Source organism: Micromonospora sp. NPDC004336 (assembly GCF_053602615.1).
On sequence record NZ_JBSGDY010000003.1, the window covers coordinates 23172 to 40663 of the forward strand.

The 17492-nt window shown below is 76.2% G+C and carries 12 protein-coding genes; 4 read left to right on the forward strand and 8 right to left on the reverse strand.

Features of this window, described 5'->3' with window-relative positions:
- Nucleotides 1-260: 260 nt before the first annotated feature.
- From ACWENR_RS01280 to pcaF, 4 genes are all read right to left on the reverse strand, one after another.
- On the reverse strand, nt 261-761 hold the full coding sequence (locus ACWENR_RS01280) for a DUF456 domain-containing protein (RefSeq protein ID WP_452275080.1): 501 nt from the start codon (nt 759-761) through the stop codon (nt 261-263).
- Nucleotides 758-2926: a putative bifunctional diguanylate cyclase/phosphodiesterase gene (locus ACWENR_RS01285; RefSeq protein WP_452275081.1), complete on the reverse strand. Its 2169-nt coding sequence runs from the start codon at nt 2924-2926 to the stop codon at nt 758-760. Before ACWENR_RS01285 ends, ACWENR_RS01280 begins: the two co-directional genes overlap by 4 nt.
- Nucleotides 2927-2930: 4 nt before the next feature.
- Entirely contained in the window at nt 2931-3749 is an 819-nt protein-coding gene (locus ACWENR_RS01290; RefSeq protein ID WP_452275082.1) for an SAM-dependent methyltransferase, read from the reverse strand.
- Nucleotides 3750-4088: 339 nt separating this feature from the next.
- The gene (gene pcaF, locus ACWENR_RS01295) at nt 4089-5294 is read right to left on the reverse strand and encodes a 3-oxoadipyl-CoA thiolase (protein ID WP_452275083.1); all 1206 of its coding nucleotides are present in this window, start codon (nt 5292-5294) and stop codon (nt 4089-4091) included.
- 105 nt (nt 5295-5399) lie between these two features.
- Between pcaF and ACWENR_RS01300 the strand changes: the two genes are divergently transcribed.
- From ACWENR_RS01300 to ACWENR_RS01315, 4 genes are all read left to right on the forward strand, one after another.
- Nucleotides 5400-6365, forward strand: coding sequence for a glutathione S-transferase family protein (locus tag ACWENR_RS01300; protein WP_452275084.1), 966 nt, complete (start codon nt 5400-5402; stop codon nt 6363-6365).
- Nucleotides 6358-7059 carry a DUF998 domain-containing protein gene (locus tag ACWENR_RS01305; protein WP_452275085.1) on the forward strand — a complete coding sequence of 234 codons (702 nt, stop codon included), beginning with the start codon at nt 6358-6360 and terminating at the stop codon, nt 7057-7059. Before ACWENR_RS01300 ends, ACWENR_RS01305 begins: the two co-directional genes overlap by 8 nt.
- A gap of 230 nt (nt 7060-7289) precedes the next feature.
- Nucleotides 7290-8603 carry a dicarboxylate/amino acid:cation symporter gene (locus ACWENR_RS01310; RefSeq protein ID WP_452275086.1) on the forward strand — a complete coding sequence of 438 codons (1314 nt, stop codon included), beginning with the start codon at nt 7290-7292 and terminating at the stop codon, nt 8601-8603.
- 58 nt (nt 8604-8661) lie between these two features.
- Nucleotides 8662-9729 carry an NADH:flavin oxidoreductase/NADH oxidase gene (locus ACWENR_RS01315; protein WP_452275087.1) on the forward strand — a complete coding sequence of 356 codons (1068 nt, stop codon included), beginning with the start codon at nt 8662-8664 and terminating at the stop codon, nt 9727-9729.
- Between the two features lie 82 nt (nt 9730-9811).
- Here ACWENR_RS01315 and ACWENR_RS01320 read toward each other — a convergent pair whose 3' ends face one another.
- The 4 genes from ACWENR_RS01320 to ACWENR_RS01335 all read right to left on the reverse strand — a co-directional run bounded on the left by ACWENR_RS01320 (nt 9812) and on the right by ACWENR_RS01335 (nt 17380).
- Nucleotides 9812-13471, reverse strand: a complete 3660-nt coding sequence (locus tag ACWENR_RS01320; protein ID WP_452275088.1) for an ATP-binding cassette domain-containing protein — start codon at nt 13469-13471, stop codon at nt 9812-9814.
- A gap of 197 nt (nt 13472-13668) precedes the next feature.
- On the reverse strand, nt 13669-14262 hold the full coding sequence (locus tag ACWENR_RS01325; RefSeq protein ID WP_452275089.1) for a TetR/AcrR family transcriptional regulator: 594 nt from the start codon (nt 14260-14262) through the stop codon (nt 13669-13671).
- Between the two features lie 38 nt (nt 14263-14300).
- Complete coding sequence (locus ACWENR_RS01330) at nt 14301-16535, reverse strand: YhgE/Pip family protein (protein WP_452275090.1); 2235 nt, start codon at nt 16533-16535, stop codon at nt 14301-14303.
- Complete coding sequence (locus ACWENR_RS01335) at nt 16532-17380, reverse strand: ATP-binding cassette domain-containing protein (protein ID WP_452275091.1); 849 nt, start codon at nt 17378-17380, stop codon at nt 16532-16534. Before ACWENR_RS01335 ends, ACWENR_RS01330 begins: the two co-directional genes overlap by 4 nt.
- Nucleotides 17381-17492 lie beyond the last annotated feature (112 nt).

The window sequence follows — 17492 nt, forward strand, 5'->3', positions numbered from 1 at the left end:
CGGCGCTGTCGAGCTGCCGCAGCGGTGGGACCGGCGCGTCCGGAGGGCGTCGGGGGCCCGGTGCGGGGCAAATTGCGTTGCCGCGGGGGGCGGCTGCGCCGCATGCTTGAGCCCGTGACCAGGCCCGATCGCGACGGGCCACCGCCGGGCGCTCGGACCGCCACGGCACCGCGGCGGCGCGGGGCACGTCACCTCTCTCTCACCCGTACGGCGCTGCGCCGTATCCGACGCCCGCCCCGCGCCGCCGCCCCACCACCGCGTCAGGCCGCCAGGAGGCCGACCACCCAGAGCGCCGCGACGAGCAGACCGGCGAGGAACTCGACGAGCATCGACAGGCCGGCCGCCGCCACCGCCTGCTTCGTCGCCGGCCAGGCCAGCCGGGAGTCGCCCAGCCGCAGCCGCTCCGCCGCCCACACCCCGCCGACGAAGCCGAGCACCAGCCCGACCACGGGGACGACGAAGAAGCCGACCAGCCCCAGCAGCCCGCCGGCGAGCAGCGACGAGGCGGGCACCCCGGTGCGTCTGAGGTTGCGGCCCGGCCAGGCGTACTTCACGACGGTGCCGCCGGCCGCGACCACGGTGGCGGCGGCGAGCACCGCCCACCGCCCGGCCCCCGCGCCGCCGAACAACGCCCAGACCAGCACCCCGCCCCAGCACAGCGGCAGCGCCGGCAGGCCGGGCACCACCACGCCGGCCAGGCCGGCGAGGATGGCCAGCCCGGCGAGCACGGCGACCGCCGCCTCGGTGTCCGTCAGGCTCATGCCGCCGCCCCCCGCCCGCGCAACCGGTCGGTGATCTCCGCCGCCGGGGCCGGCGGGCCGAAGAACCGCCCCTGCCCGGTGTCGCAGCGCAACGCCCGCAGCCGCTCCGCTTGCACCCCGGTCTCCACCGCCTCCGCCGTGACCCACAACTCCAGCGCGTGCGCCAGCCGGACCAGCGCGTCCACGATCCGCTCGTCCCGATGGTCGGCGGTCTCCTCGGGGCCGTCGCCCCGGATCCCCTCCACGAAGGGCCCGGCCAACTTCAGGCAGTGGATCGGCAGCCGGCGCAGGTAGGCCAGGTTGGAGTAGCCGGTGCCGAAGTCGTCGATCGCCAGCCGTACGCCCAGCGCGGCCAGGCGGTGCAGCGACCGCAGCGGCTCCCCGGCGGTGCCCATCACCGCGCTCTCGGTCAGCTCCAGTTGCAGCAGGTCCGCCGGGAGCCCGGTGGCGGCCAGCACGTCCGCGACGGTCGCCACGATCCCGGGGTCGTCGGCCTGCCGGGCGGCCAGGTTGACGCTGACCACCAGCCGCGCCTCGGGGAACTCCCGCCGCCACGCCTCCGCGTCCCGGCAGGCCTGCCGCAGCACCCACTCGCCGAGCCGCACGATCAGGCCGGTCTCCTCGGCCAGCCCGATGAACCGGTCCGGCCCGATCAGCCCCAGCTCCGGGTGCTGCCAGCGGACCAGGGCCTCCACGGCCAGCATCGAGCCCTCCAGCAGGGACACGATCGGCTGGTAGTGCAGCACGAACTCGCCCCGGTCGAGGGCCGCCGGCAGCCCGGCGGCCAGCGCGGAACGGGCGATGTCCCGGGCGCCGCGCTCCGGGTCGTAGACCGCCCACCTGCCGCGGCCCTCCGCCTTGGCCCAGTAGAGCGTGGTGTCGGCGGCCTTCATCAGCTCCGACGCGGTCGTCCCGCCGACGGGGCACTCGACGATGCCGATGCTCGCCGACACCGCGAGCTGGTGCTCGCCGATGCGGACCGGGGCGGAGACCGCGGCCAGCGCCGCCTCGGCGACGGCCACCGCGTCGTCGATGCCGGTGCCGTCGTCGACCAGGATGACGAACTCGTCCCCGCCCATCCGCGCGACCAGGTGCCCGCGCCCGGCGACGCACTCGGCGAGCCGCCGGGCGATCACCACGAGGAGCCGGTCGCCGAGGTCGTGGCCGAGGCTGTCGTTGACCGCCTTGAAGCCGTCGAGGTCGAGGAAGCAGACCCCGACCCGGTGCGCCGCGCCGGCGAGGTCGAAGACCCGGCTCAGCGTCTCGAAGAACAGCGTCCGGTTGGGCAGGCCGGTGAGCGGGTCGTGCAGCGCCTGGAAGCGGAGCCGCTGCTGGAGTTCGTACCGCTCGGTGATGTCCTCGATCATCGCGACGGTGAACCGGGGCCGGCCGTCGTCGTGCCGGATCAGCGAGACCGACAGGTCGGTCCAGACCACGCTGCCGTCCTTGCGGTAGTAGCGCTTCTCGACCCGGGCGCTGTCGTGCTTGCCCTCGATCAGCTCCTGGTAGAGCTCCCACATCCCGGCCGCGTCGTCCGGGTGGAACAGCGACGCCACGTTGATCTGCCGCAGCTCCGCGATGGAGTAGCCGAGCATGTCGGCGAACGCCTGGTTGGCGTCGATGATCTGGCCGTCGACGCCGGCGATGCCGATGCCCGTGGCCGCGCCGACGAAGACCGCCCGGAACCGGGCCTCGCTGTCGCGCAGCGCCTGCTCGACCTCGTCCCGCGCCTGCCAGGCGGAGCGGGCGATCCGCTCCTGCTGCGCGAAGGTGCGGTCGCGCAGGGCGCGGGCGAACCCGGCGGCCAGTGCGCCCTGCAACGCCGCCACGCGCCGCGCCGCGTCGTCGTCGTGTGCCCGGGCGGGCAGCACCTCGGCGAGGAAGCGCTCGCCGAGGGCGTGCACCGACCAGTCGAGCACCCGCGGCTCGGTGAGGTGTTCCTCGACCAGCGCGCGCCCGACCTCCTCGCCGGGCAGGGCCGAGAAGGGCTCGGCGAGCGCGGCCTGAGCCAGCCGGACGGTGTGCAGGTGCAGCAGCCGCTCGGTTTCGGCCGCGCTGAGCGGCACGAAGCCGAGCCGGCGCACCGTCCGGGACCAGTCGGCCGCGTACCGCGACGCCCCCGACCGGCTGAGGTCGTCGCCGCCGGGCTCCGGGACGGCGGCCATGAACTCAGCCGGTGGGCCGGTCGTGCCGGGCGACGCCGCCGAAGGCGCCGAAGCGCTCCGGGTGGTCGTCCACGTCGGACGGCGAATCCGGGCGCCACAGCGGCATGTGCACCACGCCCGGCTCCAGGAGCGTCCAGTCGCCGAAGAAGCTGGTGATCTCGGCCCGGGAGCGCAGCGTGATCTCGGTGTCGGTGCGCGCCGAGAGGCGCTGCGCGTCGAGCATCTCCTGCGGCTGGTCCTCGAAGGTGGAGTGCGAGATGACCAGGTGGCTGCCCGGGGCGGCGGCCGCCCGCAGGGTGGCGAGGACGTCGCCGGGGCGGTCGGCCTCCGGAACGAAGTGCACCACCCCGGCGAGCAGGATGCCCAGCGGCCGGCTGAAGTCGAGCAGCCCCAGGTCGCGGGCCTCGGCCAGGATCCGCTCCGGCTCCCGCAGGTCGGCGTGGATCACCCCGGTCAGCTCGTTGCCGGCGAGCAGCTCGCGGCTGTGCGCCACCGCCACCGGGTCGATGTCGACGTAGACCACCCGGGCCTTCGGGTTGGCCGTCTGGGCGACCTCGTGCACGTTGCCCACGGTCGGGATGCCGGAGCCGATGTCGAGGAACTGGTCGATGCCGGCGTCGAGCAGCACCCGGACGGCCCGGCGCAGGAACTCGCGGCCGGCGCGCATGGTGGCCGCCAGGTTGGGGGTCATGCCGGCGATCTGCTCGGCGAGCTGCCGGTCGATCTCGAAGTTGTGCGCCCCGCCGAGGAAGTAGTCGTAGACCCGGGCCGCGCTCGGCCGGGAGAGGTCGATCTCGGCGGGAAGTCCGTCCGGCATCTGCACTTGCTGCACCCCATGTCGTCGCCGCGGTGCGGGAGGGAACCGGCGCCGGGGCACGTGCGGAGCACGCGGACGAGGCGACCGGCCGACCCGCGGATCGTGTGGTGCTCACCACTCTAGGCCGCCCGCTGGCGACTCCGGGAGATCCCGAGACCCACTTCGTCGGCACTTCCGGCGTGCGTCACGGAGCGGACACCCAGCGCGAAACCGGGCGTCCGCGAGACCCGCTCCCCCGCCGTCGCACCGGGGGCGACGGGCGACCCCGACGCCGAGGGGCGGACCGAGGCGCGCCGGCGGGTGCGCGGGCCGGCCCCGGCCGGCGTGCCTCGGCCGGCGGGCGGATCAGCCGGCGGACTCCAGCAGCAGCGAGATGCCCTGCCCGACGCCGACGCACATGGTGGCCAGCGCTCGCCGGCCGCCGCGCCGGCGCAGCTCCAGCGCGGCGGTCAGCGCCAGCCGGGCACCGCTCGCGCCGAGCGGGTGGCCGAGCGCGATCGCCCCGCCGTTCGGGTTCACGTGCTCGGCGTCGACGGGCAGGCCCAGCTCGCGCAGCACCGCGACGGACTGCGCCGCGAACGCCTCGTTCAGCTCGATCACGTCGACGGTGTCGAGGCCGACCCCGAGCCGGTCGAGCAGCTTCCGGGTGGCCGGCACCGGCCCGACGCCCATCACCCGGGGCGGCACGCCCGCCGCGGCGGCGCCCGCGACCCGGGCCAGCGGGGTGAGGCCGTAGCGCGCCACCGCCGCCTCCGAGGCGACCAGCAGCGCCACCGCGCCGTCGTTGACGCCCGAGGAGTTGCCGGCGGTCACCGTGCCGCCCTCCCGGAACGGGGTGGGCAGCGCGGCGAGCTTCTCCAGCGAGGTCTCCCGGGGGTGCTCGTCGACCTCGACGAGCTTCGTCTCGCGCCGCCCCGCCGGCACGGTCACCGGCACGATCTCCTCGGCGAACCGGCCGTCGGCCTGCGCCTTCGCGGCCCGCTGCTGCGACCGGTACGCGAACTCGTCCTGCTCGGCGCGGGCGACGCCGTACTCGGCGGCGACGTTCTCCGCGGTCTCCGGCATGGAGTCGATGCCCCACTGCTTCTTCATCAGCGGGTTGACCAGCCGCCAGCCGATGGTGGTGTCGTAGACCTCGGCGGCGCGGGAGAACGCGCTCGTCGCCTTGGGCATCACGAACGGCGCGCGGCTCATGCTCTCCACCCCGCCGGCCACGACGAGGTCGGCCTCGCCGGCCACGACGGACCGGGCGGCCGTGGCCAGGGCGTCCAGGCCCGAGCCGCAGAGCCGGTTGACCGTGCTGCCGGGCACCTCCTCGGGCAGCCCGCCGAGCAGCGCCGCCATCCGGGCCACGTTGCGGTTGTCCTCGCCGGCCTGGTTGGCGCAGCCCAGGACGACGTCGTCCACCCGCGCCCAGTCCACGGACGGGTGCCGGGCGACCAGTTCGCGGATCACGTGCGCGGCCAGGTCGTCGGGGCGTACGCCGGCGAGGGCGCCGCCGTAGCGGCCGATCGGGGTGCGGACACCGGCCACCAGGTATGCCACGGTCATCAGCGCGATCCTTCGGGGGGTGGGAAGGGGCGGGGCGGGCGGATCCGGGTGCCGGGGACGCCCGGCCGCCAGGATATCCGCGCGCGCAGCGGATAGGTTGACGGCATGGCCCGGGCCCAGTTCAGCGCAGAGACCAGTGGCGGTGGCGCGTTCGTCCGCCAGCCCAACCGGTTCACCGACCGGGTCACGCCGGACTCCGACTCCCCGCCCGGCGGCGGGCCGGACGCGCGGGGCCGCTGGCCGCTGGAGCCGGGCCGCTACCGGCTGATCTGGTGCCGGGCGTGCCCGTGGGCGCACCGGGCGCGGATCGTGCGGAACCTGCTCGGCCTCCAGGACGCGATCTCGCTCGGCACCGTCGACCCGATCCGCGACGAGCGGGGCTGGCGGTTCGGCCTCGACCCGGACGGGTTCGACCCGGTGCTCGGCATCGGCTTCCTCTCCGAGGCGTACCTGGCCACCGATCCCGACTACACCGGGCGGGTCACCGTGCCGGCCCTGGTCGACACGCGCACCGGACGGGTGGTCACCAACGACTACCCGCAGCTCACCCTCGACCTCTCCACCGAGTGGCGCAGCCTGCACGCGCCGGGCGCGCCGGACCTCTACCCCGTCGAACTCCGCCCGGAGATGGACGCGCTGATGGCGGAGATCCACCGGGACGTCAACAACGGCGTCTACCGGTGCGGCTTCGCCACCTCCCAGGCCGCGTACGAGGAGGCGTTCACGGCGCTCTTCGCCCGGCTCGACGCGCTGTCGCAGCGGCTGGCGGGCCGGCGCTACCTGATGGGCGACGCGATCACCGAGGCCGACGTGCGGCTGTTCACCACCCTGGTCCGCTTCGACGTGGCCTACCACGGGCACTTCAAGTGCAACCGGCACAAGCTGACCGAGCTGCCGGTGCTCTGGGCGTACGCGCGGGACCTGTTCCAGACGCCCGGCTTCGGCGAGACGGTCGACTTCGACCACATCAAGCGGCACTACTACGGCACCCACGCGGCGATCAACCCGACGGGCATCGTCCCGCTCGGCCCCGACACCTCCGGCTGGACCACGCCGCACGGGCGTGGCTGAGCGGCGCCGGGCCGGCCCGACCGCCGCCCCGGGCGGGCCGCCGCCGCGCCCGCCCCGCCCGACCGGCACGCCGCTGCGGGCCGCCGCCGCGTCGGCGGCCGCCGGCTGCGCCGCCGCCGGCACGGTCGCGGTGACCGTCGCCGTGGTCGCCGGTCCCGGGCCGGGCCTGACCGGGTACGTCAGCGAGGCGGGCGTCACCGACAGCCCCTACGCCCCGGCGTACCGGATCGGGGTCTTCGCCCTCGCCGCGGCGCTGCTGCTGCTCGCGGCGGCGCTGCCCGCCCGGTTGCGGGTCGCGGCCGGGCTGCTCGCCGCCGGCAGCGTCTGCACGCTGGTCTCCGGCGCCGTGGCGTGCAGCGAGGGCTGTCCGTTGCCGCCGTACGAGCGGGCCACGGCGGCCGACCTGGTGCACGGCGGGGCGAGCATCGTCGCGGTGGCCGCCGTCGTCCTCGCGATGCTCGCGATCGCCTTCCTCCCGGGGGCCGGCCGGGCGCTGCGCCGGCTGGCCGCCGGGGCGGCCGCGGCGGCCCTGCCGCTGGCCGGTGCGGTGGGGCTGGCGATGCTCGCGGTCGGCCGGGGCGCCCTGGTCGGGGTGCTGGAGCGGCTGCTGCTCCTGGTGGCCGTCCTCTGGGCGGCCGCCACCGCCACCACCGTCGCCCTCCGGCGCGCGGGTGCGAGCAACGACACCCGGTGACGCCTCCCGGAGCGGAAGAGTCCGCCCCCTCCCACCTCTGTAAGGAGCGTCACCGGAATCGATCCTTCCGTCGGATCGACCGGGGCGCTAACCTCGGCGGGCGATGACCAACGTCTGGCACCTCACCGTGCGCCTGTATGTCGACCTCCGACTGCAGGCCAGCGGCATCTGTCCGGCGCAGCCGCTCTCCTGACGCTGCCCCGTTCGACCTCCAGACCCTGGGACATCTCATGGCTTCCGCCCTACGCAAGATCCCCTTCTCCGTGCAGATCCTGCTCGGCCTCGTCCTCGGCGTGGCGCTGGGCTTCCTCGCCCGCGCCAACGACCTGAGCTGGCTCACCAGCACCCTCGACACCGTCGGCGGCCTCTTCGTCCAGCTGCTCAAGCTGGCCGTGCCGCCGCTGGTCTTCACCGCCATCGTGGTCAGCGTCGTCAGCCTGCGCGGGGTGGCGAACGCCGCCCGGCTCGCGCTGAAGACGCTGCTCTGGTTCGGCGTCACCGCGCTGATCGCGGTGAGCGTCGGCATCGGGCTCGGTCTGCTCACCGACCCCGGCCGCGGCGTGACCCTGGACACCGCCGGCGCCGCCGCCCCGAAGCGGACCGGCTCCTGGACCGACTTCCTCACCGGCATCGTGCCGACCAACCCGGTCGGGGCGTTCGTCGAGGGCAACGTGCTCCAGATCGTCTTCCTGGCCGTCGTCGTCGGCGCCGCCGCGCTGCTGGTCGGCGAGGCCGCGGAGCCGTTCGTGGCGCTCAACCGGGCGCTGCTGGAGATCGTCCAGAAGGCGCTCTGGTGGGTCATCCGGCTCGCCCCGATCGGCACCCTCGGCCTGATCGGCAACGCCGTCGCCTCGTACGGCTGGGACCTGGTGGCGCCGCTCGCGAAGTTCACCACGGCCGTCTACGTCGGCTGCGCGATCGTGCTGTTCGTGGTCTACCCGCTGCTGCTGGTCGCGGCCGGGCGGCTCAACCCGCTGCGCTTCTTCGCCGGCGCCTGGCCCGCGATCGAGCTGGCCTTCGTCTCCCGCTCCTCGGTGGGCACGATGCCGGTGACGCAGCGCTCGGTCGAGCGGCTCGGCGTCCCCCGCGAGTACGCCTCGTTCGCGGTGCCGTTCGGCGCCACCACGAAGATGGACGGCTGCGCCGCGATCTACCCGGCGCTCGCGGCGATCTTCGTCGCGCAGGTCTTCGGGGTGGACCTCGGCGTGACCGACTACCTGCTGATCGCCTTCGTCTCGGTGGTCGGCTCGGCGGCCACCGCCGGCCTGACCGGCGCGATCGTGATGCTCACCCTGACCCTGAGCACGCTGGGCCTGCCGCTGGCCGGCGCCGGCCTGCTGCTGGCGATCGACCCGATCCTCGACATGATCCGCACCGCCACCAACGTGGCCGGCCAGGCGCTGGTGCCCACCATCGTCGCGGCCCGCGAGGGCACGCTGGACCGGACCGCGTACGACTCGGCCGGCCGGCGCTCGCCGCTCGCCCCGGCCGACGCCGACGCCACGTCCCGCCGGCCGGAGGACCTGAGCCCCGTCCCGGCCTGATGGATCGGGGAGGGCCCCTCCCGCGAGGGGTCCTCCCCGGCACCCGGAGGATGACGACATGAGTGTCCTGTTCACGCCGCTGAGCCTGCGCGCGGCCACCCTGCCCAACCGGATCGCCCTGGCGCCGATGTGCCAGTACAGCGCCGGCCCGGACGGCCTGCCGACCGACTGGCACCTGGTGCACCTGGGCGCCCGGGCCGCCGGCGGCGTCGGCCTGGTGATGACCGAGGCCACCGCCGTGCTGCCCGAGGGGCGGATCAGCCCGCAGGACACCGGGCTCTGGTCCGGCGCCCACGTCGACGCCTGGCGGCCCGTGACCGCGTTCGTCGCGGCGCACGGCGCCGTGCCGGCGGTGCAGCTCGCGCACGCCGGGTTCAAGGCGTCGACGTACCGGCCGTGGGCGCCGCAGCGCGGCGGGGTGCCCGACGCGGAGGGCGGGTGGACGCCGGTCGGCCCCGGCTCGGCGCCGTTCGTGCCCGACTACCGGGTGCCCACCGCGCTGGACGAGGCCGGCATCGCCGGCGTGGTCGAGGCGTTCGCGGTGGCGGCCGAGCGGGCCGTCGACGCCGGATTCGCCGCCGTGGAGATCCACGCCGCGCACGGCTACCTGCTGCACGAGTTCCTCTCGCCGCTGACCAACCACCGGCGGGACGGGTGGGGCGGGGACCGGTCCCACCGGATGCGGCTGACCCTGGCGGTGGCCCGCGCGGTCCGGGCGGCGGTCGGCGAGGACGTGCCCGTGCTGGCCCGGATCTCGGCGACCGACTGGGAGCCCGGCGGCTGGACGGTCGAGGACAGCGTGGTGCTCGCCGGCGAGCTGGCCGGGGCCGGTGTCGACCTGGTCGACTGCTCCTCGGGCGGCGCTTCGCCGACCGCGTCGGTCCCCGTCGGCCCGGGCTACCAGGTGCCGCTGTCCGCCCGGGTACGCCGGGACGCGGGCGTGGCCACCGGCGCGGTCGGCCTGATCGTCGAGCCGGAGCAGGCGGAGGAGATCGTGGCGTCCGGCGACGCCGACCTGGTCCTGCTCGGGCGGGAGCTGCTGCGCGACCCGTACTGGCCGCACCGCGCCGCCGCCAAGCTCGGCGCGACCGCCTCCTGGCCCGCCCAGTACCTGCGCGCCGTCTGACCCGCCAGCCCCGTGGCGGTGGTCCCGGGGTCGGCGGGTGTCGTGCCACCGCCGACCCCGGGACCACCGCCGGAGCCGGGGGTCAGCCGGCGAGGTGGGACCAGTGGGATTCGAGGTCGCGCCAGGGACCCTGGGCGGCGACCGTGCCGGCGAGCAGGACCACGACGTGGTCGGCCCGGACCAGGGCCGCCCGCTTCGAGGTCGAGCCCACCACGGTCACCCCGTGCTCGCGCAGCGCCTGCCAGAGCGCCAGCTCCGTGGTGACGTCCAGCGCCGAGGACACGTCGTCGGCGACCAGCAGTTCGGTACGCGGCGCGAGCGCCCGGGCCAGCGCGAGGCGCTGCAACTGCCCGCCGCTGAGCCGGGTGCCCTTGTGCCCGATCAGCAGCCCCAGCCCGCCCCCGGCCGCCGCCAGGTCGTGGTCGAGCTGGGCGGTCGACACGGCGGCGGCGGCGTCCACCTGGTGGCCGAGGGTGATGTTGTCGGCCACCGTGCCGGAGAGCACCCGGGGCAGCTGGCCGACGTAGCCCACCTGGTTGGGGCGCAGGAACAGCTCCGGCTCGGTGACCGGCTCGCCGTTCCAGGTCAGCAGGCCGGTGTGCGGCGCGATGCCGGCCAGCGCCCGCAGCAGCGACGACTTGCCCGCGCCGACCGGCCCGACGACCAGCACGAGCTGGCCGCGTTCCACCGTCAGGTCGACGTCGCGGACGGCCACCGTCCCGTCGGAGTGGCGGACGCCGAAGCGGGTCAGCTCCAGTCGGCGCAGCGGCCGTCGGGGCGGTACCTCGGGCGCCGGAGCGGTGCCCGCGCCCAGGTCGACGTCCGGCACCGCCGCCGACCACGCCTTCACCCCGGTCATCGCCACGGTCCGCCGCGTCCACACCCGCGCGGAGGGGATCTGCGAGATCAGCGAGGCCGTCGTCCAGGCGAACCAGCGGGCCGCGGCCAGGGTGGCGACCACCACGAGCGTGGCGCCGGCCGACAGCTCGCCCGCCAGGTACAGCGCCCACGCGCCGATCGGCAGCAGGCCGCTGACCATCGACGGCGTCGACCGCGACCACACCTGCACCGCGATCTCCCGGCGCTGCCGGTCGCTGCGGACCACGTCGAGGTCGGCCAGGTGGGCCAGCACCGGGCGGGTGGCCCCGGCGAGTTTCACCGTACGGGCGGCCGACAGCGTGGAGACCAGCGCGGTGGCGAACGCGGCGCGGGCCGCGACGGTGGCCCGGGCGGAGCGTTCCAGCCGGGGCCCGAACAGCGTCGCGACCAGCCCGGACACCAGCATCGTCCCGGCGAAGAACAGCCCCGGCACCACGCTGCCGGTCACGGCCGTCATCGCGGCCAGCAGCACGAGGGAGATGCCCTGGTCGCTGGCGTTGTCGGCGAGCTGCACCACCCGCTCGGTGTCGCCGCCCTGGGCCACCACCTCGGCCGGGGTGTGCCCGCTGACCCGGCGCGGCCCGGTCTGCCCGTGCACCAGCCGCAGGCTGATCCGCAGCATCTGCCGGACCCACCACTGGGGGAAGCGGTAGCCGGTGAACCAGTGCACCGGCACGGTGACCAGCAGGGCGGCGACGATCCCCGTCGCCGGCAGCCAGGGCTCGCCGACGCCGTCGACCACGTCGGCCCAGAGCCAGGGCAGCACCGGGCCGTCCAGACTCAGGATCACGAGCACCACGAAGAGCGACAGCGAGGCCAGCCCGTACCGGGGGTCGTTGACGCACAGCCGCAGGACCTCGCGCAGCTCCCGCAGGCCCCGCAGCCCGCGGGGCGGCGCCGACGCCGCGGACGCCCCGCCGTCGCGCGCCGCCGACGCCCCGTCGCCGCCCCGCGCCCCGCCGCCGTCCCGTCCGGTCGACGCCCCGTCGCCGTCGCGTCCGGCCACTGCCTCGTCGCCGTCCCGCCCGGCCACTGCCACGTCGCCGTCGCGTCCGGCCGGCGGCTCGGCCCCACCCGGGCCGGCCGGCGGCTCGACCGCGTCGGGGCCGGTGGGCGGCCACGGCTCGGACGGGCCGGTCAGCAGGTCCACGCCGCCGGACCGGGTCACCGACCCGGCGTGCGCGTACGCGGTGGCGTGGCTGGTGGCGAGCAGGTCGGCGAAGCGTTCCGACTCCCGCAGCGGGCCGGCCTCGACCACCGCCCCGTCGGCCATCACCACGACCTCGTCGCAGCGGCGCACGGACGAGAGGCGGTGCGCGATGACGATCCCGATCCGGTCGCGCAGCAGCCGCTCGGTGGCCTGCTGCACCCGCGCCTCGGTGACCGGGTCGAGGCGGGCGGTGGCCTCGTCGAGGATCACCACGTGCGGGTCCCGCACCAGGATCCGGGCGAAGGCGACCAGTTGCTCCTGCCCGGCCGAGAGCACGTGCCCGCCCTCCCCGAGCCGGGTCTCCAGGCCGTCGGGCAGCTCGGCGATCCAGCCCGCCAGGCCCAGCTCGTGCAGCGCCCGGGCGGCGGCCCCGCGCAGCTCCGGCTCGAACAGCGCGACGTTCTCGACGAGGGTGCCGGCGAGGATCTCGGTGCGCTGGGGCACCACGGCGATCCACCGACGCAACTGCTCGACGTCGAGGTCCCGCAGGTCGCGGTCGGCCAGGAAGACGGTCCCGGGCGGCACGTCGACGGCTCGGGTGAGCACCTTGGCCAGGGTGGACTTGCCGGAGCCGGTCCGGCCGACCAGCGCGTACGAGCGGCCCCGGGTGAAGGTCAGGTCGACGTCGCGCAGCGCGGGGCCGCGCCCGCCGTCCGACTCCTCGCCCGGGTAGCGGAAGGTGAGGCCACGGATGCGCAGGTCGCCCTCCGTCGGGGCGGCCCCGCCCACGGGCTCCTGCGGGGAACTCGCCAGCAGCTGCACCCGGCCCCACGCGCCGAGGGCGTACTGGAGCTCGGGAACCATCCGGCTGACGTGCTCGACGGTCATCCCGAAACCGATCACGAGCAGCCAGACCGCGGTGAGCCGGGCCCCGTCGATCCGGCCGGCCGTCAGCGCCCACGCGCCGCCGAGCACCACGGCGGCGATCCCGGTGACGCTGGCGCCCGCCGCGACGGTGGTGACCCGGGCGGACATCCGCCACACGCGCACGCCCCGGTCGAGCACCTCGGCCGCCCGCCGGGCGTAGAGGCGCAGCACGTACGGCCGGGCCAGGCTGGTGCGCACGTCGTCCTGGCCGTGGACGGCCTCCTCCATGACGGCGGCGAGGTCGGACCACGCCTCCTCCTCCGCCATCCGGGCCGGGCCGATGCGGGCGGTGGGCTTGCGCAGGCCGACCGCGAGCAGCACGGCGAGCAGCAGCATCCCGACGCCGGCCGGCCACCAGACCGCGAGGGCGACCAGCGTCGAGAGCAGGCCGGCGGTCAGCCCCTGGGTGATCCGTACGCCCTGGTTGCGCACGGCGGCGGCGACCTGGTAGACGTCGCCGTCGATGCGGTCGAGCAGCTCGCCGACCGGCGTGGTCTCCAGGGTCGGCAGGTCCTGCCCGAGCGCCACCCGACACAGCCGGCGGCGCACGTCGGCGGACCAGTCGGCGGTGAGCCCGGCCATCGTCAGGCTGACCACGAGGTCGCTGAGCACGGCGACGACCAGCGCCGCCGCGAGCAGCGCGAAGAACCCGGCGGCGCGGTGCACCAGGACGGGACCGGCCAGCGCGGCGGCGGCGGCCTGACCGGCGGCGCCGAACACGATCAGGCAGGTCACGACCGCCATGCGGCGGGGCGAGGTGGCCCACAGGTCCCGGAGCAGACGCATCAGGATCCTTTCCGGACGGCGGTGGTGGGGCGTCCAGCCTGCTCGGTCGGGGTGTCCGTTTCAACGCATTTACGGCCCGCCCGCCGCCCCGGCGGGTCGGCCGGGCGGCACCGGGCGGGGTGGCCGGGCGGCACCGCGCGGGGTGGCCGGGCGGCACCGCGCGGGGTGGCCGGGCGGCACCGCGCGGGGTGGCCGGGTCAGGTCCGGGCGACCCGCCGGACGATGCCGAGCAGCGCCTCCTCGACGTCCTCGATCGACCGGTCCGGCTGGAACACCAGCCAGTCCACGGCCACCACGAGCCCGACGCCGAACAGGGCCGACGAGGCGGTCCGCACGTCGAGGTCCGCAGGCAGGTCACCGGCGGCCGCCCCGGCCCGGACCGTCTCGGCGACGACCTCGATCGCCTCACCGCGCAGCAGCCGCAGCGTCTGCTGCCACTCCCGGTTCGTCCGCCACATCTCCGAGAGCAGGAGCTGGGCGAAGGCCCGGTACCGCCGGATGTACTCCAGCTCGGCGCGCACCAGCGCCGCCAGCGCCTCGCGGGGCGGCAGCCCGGCCACGGCGGCCCGGAACTCGGCGGTGAGCAGGCCGATCCCGTGCCGGAGCAGCTCCTCGAAGAGCACCGTCTTCGACTCGAAGTTGTAGTAGACGGTCCCCTTGGCCACCCCGGCGCGGGCCGCGATGTCGTCCACGGTGGTGGCGGAGAAGCCCTGTTCGGCGATGAGCTCCACGGCCGCCTCGAAGAGGCGCTGGCGGGTGTCCTCCCGCCGCCGCGACCGTCCGTCCGTCACTGGCCCTCCCCGTCCGCGCTACCGACCCGCCAGCATCCTCACATGGACAGTTCGGGGTGCAGCGTGGCCGGGGTGAGCCGGCGCGCCCGACGGGCGGCGAGGACGGTGAGCGCGAGCGCCGCCGCCCCGAAGCCGGCGAGCACCAGCGCCCCGGTCACCACCGGGCCGGCCGCCCCGCCGTTGACGGTGTGCCGCAGGGCCGTGACCACGTAGGTCATCGGCAGCCAGGGGTGGATCGCCTGGAAGAACCCGGGCGAGGTCTGCACCGGGTAGGTGCCGCCGGACGAGGTGAGCTGGAGCATCAGCAGGGCCAGCGCGGCGAGCCGGCCGGCCGGGCCGAGCAGGGCGCCGAGCCACTGCACGATCGCGGTGAAGGCGAGCGAGGCCAGCGCGAGCAGGCCGAGGGTGGCGGCCGGGCGCGCCGGTCCCAGGTCGAGCGCCAGGGTCACCACCGTGAAGAGCACCCCGGCCTGGGCCAGGCCGATCGCCGCGGCGGGCAGCCAGCCCGCCAGCGCCACCCGCCAGGCGGGTGCGCCGGACATCACGTGCCGCCGGTTGACGGGCCGCAGCAGCATGTACGTGATCATCGCGCCGACCCAGAGGGCCAGCCCGAGGAAGTACGGGGCGAAGCCCACCCCGTACGCGCCGGCGGGGTTGCGGGCGGTGCGGTCCAGCGAGACCGGGTCGCCGAGGACGGCGGCGCGCGCCTCCGCGTCGGCGTACCCGGGGATCCGGTCCTTCCCCTCGGCGAGGCCGCCGGCCAACTCGCCGGCCCCGCCACCCAGCCTGGTCAGGCCGGCCGCTAGGTCGCCCGCGCCGCCCTCCAGGCGGGTCAGGCCGGCGGCGAGCTGTTCCCCGCCGGTGCTGAGCCGGTGCAGCCCGCCGTCGAGTTCCCGGGCGCCGGTGGCCAGCCGGAACAGCCCGCCCCGCAGCTCGTCGGCGCCGGTGGTCGCCGTGCCGAGGCCGTCGCGCAGCTTCGCGCTGCCCTGGGCGAGGGTGCCCAGGCCGGTGGCCAGCTCGTCGACCTTCGCCTTCGCGGCGGCGACGTCGTCGGCCAGGTGGGGCGCGGCGGCGGCGATCTCGCGGGCGGTGGCGGCGACGCGGATCATCCGGTTGCGCAGGGTGCTCAGGTCGGCCCCGTCCAGCGTGCCGGCCACCGCGCGGGCCGCCTCGACCGCCGCCTTGGCGGCCGTACGCGCGGCCACCACGCTGGGGTCGTCGGCGAGCTCGGGGTGCGCGGCGACCAGCGCGTCGAGGCGGTCGCGGACCTGCTCGGCCTGGGTGCGGGCCTCCTGTGCCCGCCGGGGCAGCGCGTCGAGCCCGTCGGCGAGCGACTGTGCCCCCTCGGCGATCGCCGTGGCGGATTCCTCGATCCGCTTCGCGTTGTCCCGCAGCACCGGCTCGATCCGGCCGGCCGCGCCGTTGACCCGGTCGGCGACGGCGCGGGTCTGGGTGGCCGCGCGGGCGGTGCCGTCGGCGAGCTGCACCGCCCCGGTACGCAGCTCGCCAAGCCCGGCGGCGAGCTGGTCGGCGCCCTTCGCGCTCTTGTCCAGCCCGGCCGAGAGGCCGCCCGCCCCGGTCGCGGAGGCGTCCAGCCCGTCGGCGAGCCGGCCGGCGCCGTCCTGCGACGTGCCCAGTCCGTCGGCGAGCCGGCCCGCGCCGGCCTCGGAGGTGTCGAGCCCGTCGGCGATCTTCGCGGCCCCGTCGGCGGCCCGGCCGGTCTCGGCCCTGGCGTCGGTGAAGCCGACGAGCATCTTCTCGAAGTAGTTCCCGGCGGCGCTCTGCGCGGCGGCGGCCCGGATCTCGCTGAACGCCGTGCGGGCCAGCAGGCCCGAGAGGTAGTTGGTGGCGTCGTCGTTGACCACCCGCAGCTCGCCCCGCCGGGCCGGCCGGTCGGGGTCCGGGCTGGCGGCCAGGGCGGCGGAGAAGTCCTCCGGGATGGCGAAGACGAGGTGGTAGCGGCCGCTGCGCAGGCCGGCGGCGGCGTCCCGGGCGTCGGTGACGTGCCAGCCGAAGACCCGCCGCTCGAGCAGTTCGTCGGTGAGGTCGCGGCCGGCGTGCACCTCGGTGCCGTCGCCGGCGGTCGCGGGCCGGTCGGCGTTGACGAGCGCCACCGGGATCCGGTCCATCCTGGCGTACGGGTCCCAGAAGGCGTAGAGGTAGAGCGCCCCGTAGAGCAGCGGGATGACGGTGAGCACGGCCAGCGCGGCGCGGGGCAGCCGGCCCCGGGTCAGCCGCCGCAACTCGAACCTGGCGAGCCGAAAGACGCTCATCGGGTTGCCACCTCGGCGGTCTCGGTCGGATCGGTCGCGTCACCCGGGCCGCTCCCTCTCCCCTCGGCTTCAGCGATCTTGCACTTTCGGCCCTCGGATCGCACCGTTTGACCGCTATGCCCGGGCAACAAGTGCAAGATCGCGGGAGGAGCGGCGGGAGGAGCGGCGGGGGCGGGGGCGGGGGTGGGGGCGGGGGTGGGGGTGGGGGGCGGCGGGGCGGGGAGGTCCGCCTCGAGCGCGCGGGCGCTGGCGACCACCGCGTAGCCCTGGTCGGCCAGGCGGGCGAGGGTCGCCCAGAGCCGGGCGCGTTCCGGGGCGTCGGAGCCGGCGTCCACGTCGTCGGCGACGATCAGCCGGGGCCCGGCCAGGGTGGCCAGGAGGAGGCCGAGCACCTGCCGTTGCAGCGGCGTGAGGTCGCGGCCCCGGGTGTCCGGGTCGAACGGCGGATCCCCGGTGAGCCCGGCCCCGGCCAGCGCGGCGGCGAGGGCGTCCCGCCGGTACTCCCGACGGGCCCGCAGGGCCGTGAGCGGCACCAGTTGCCGCCGGCGGCGGGGCACCGGCCCGAGCAGCAGGAGGCGTTCCCGGACGTGCTCGGCGACGGTCAGCGCGGGATCGGGCTCGTGCACCCCGGCCACCTGGCCCAGCGCGGCGGGGCCGTGCCGCGTCAGCCGTCCCTCGGTGGTCGGGAAGCGGCCCGCCAGGGCGAGCAGCAGCGAGGTGCGCCCGCTGCCCGGCGGCCCGGTCACCGCGTGCAGCTCGCCCGCCGCCACCGTCAGGTCGACGTCCCGGAAGACCCAGCCCCGGCGGGTACGCAGCCCCAGCCCGCGCGCGTCGACGACCATCATCCGCCCCGGCCCACCTTCTTTGAACTGACTGGTCAGTGCAAAAACATGCTCAGCCTAGCCCCGGTCGTCCGGTTCGTCACGCGGGGTCGGGGTGATCCGGGCCATGCCCGGC

Bases quoted from the DNA above. Each gene is read 5' to 3' on its own strand.
- ACWENR_RS01280 (WP_452275080.1), bottom strand. From the start codon at position 761: ATGAGCCTGACGGACACCGAGGCGGCGGTCGCCGTGCTCGCCGGGCTG.
- ACWENR_RS01285 (WP_452275081.1), bottom strand. From the start codon at position 2,926: ATGGCCGCCGTCCCGGAGCCCGGCGGCGACGACCTCAGCCGGTCGGGG.
- pcaF (WP_452275083.1), bottom strand. From the start codon at position 5,294: ATGACCGTGGCATACCTGGTGGCCGGTGTCCGCACCCCGATCGGCCGC.
- ACWENR_RS01300 (WP_452275084.1), top strand. From the start codon at position 5,400: ATGGCCCGGGCCCAGTTCAGCGCAGAGACCAGTGGCGGTGGCGCGTTC.
- ACWENR_RS01310 (WP_452275086.1), top strand. From the start codon at position 7,290: ATGGCTTCCGCCCTACGCAAGATCCCCTTCTCCGTGCAGATCCTGCTC.
- ACWENR_RS01315 (WP_452275087.1), top strand. From the start codon at position 8,662: ATGAGTGTCCTGTTCACGCCGCTGAGCCTGCGCGCGGCCACCCTGCCC.
- ACWENR_RS01320 (WP_452275088.1), bottom strand. From the start codon at position 13,471: ATGCGTCTGCTCCGGGACCTGTGGGCCACCTCGCCCCGCCGCATGGCG.
- ACWENR_RS01330 (WP_452275090.1), bottom strand. From the start codon at position 16,535: ATGAGCGTCTTTCGGCTCGCCAGGTTCGAGTTGCGGCGGCTGACCCGG.
- ACWENR_RS01335 (WP_452275091.1), bottom strand. From the start codon at position 17,380: ATGATGGTCGTCGACGCGCGCGGGCTGGGGCTGCGTACCCGCCGGGGC.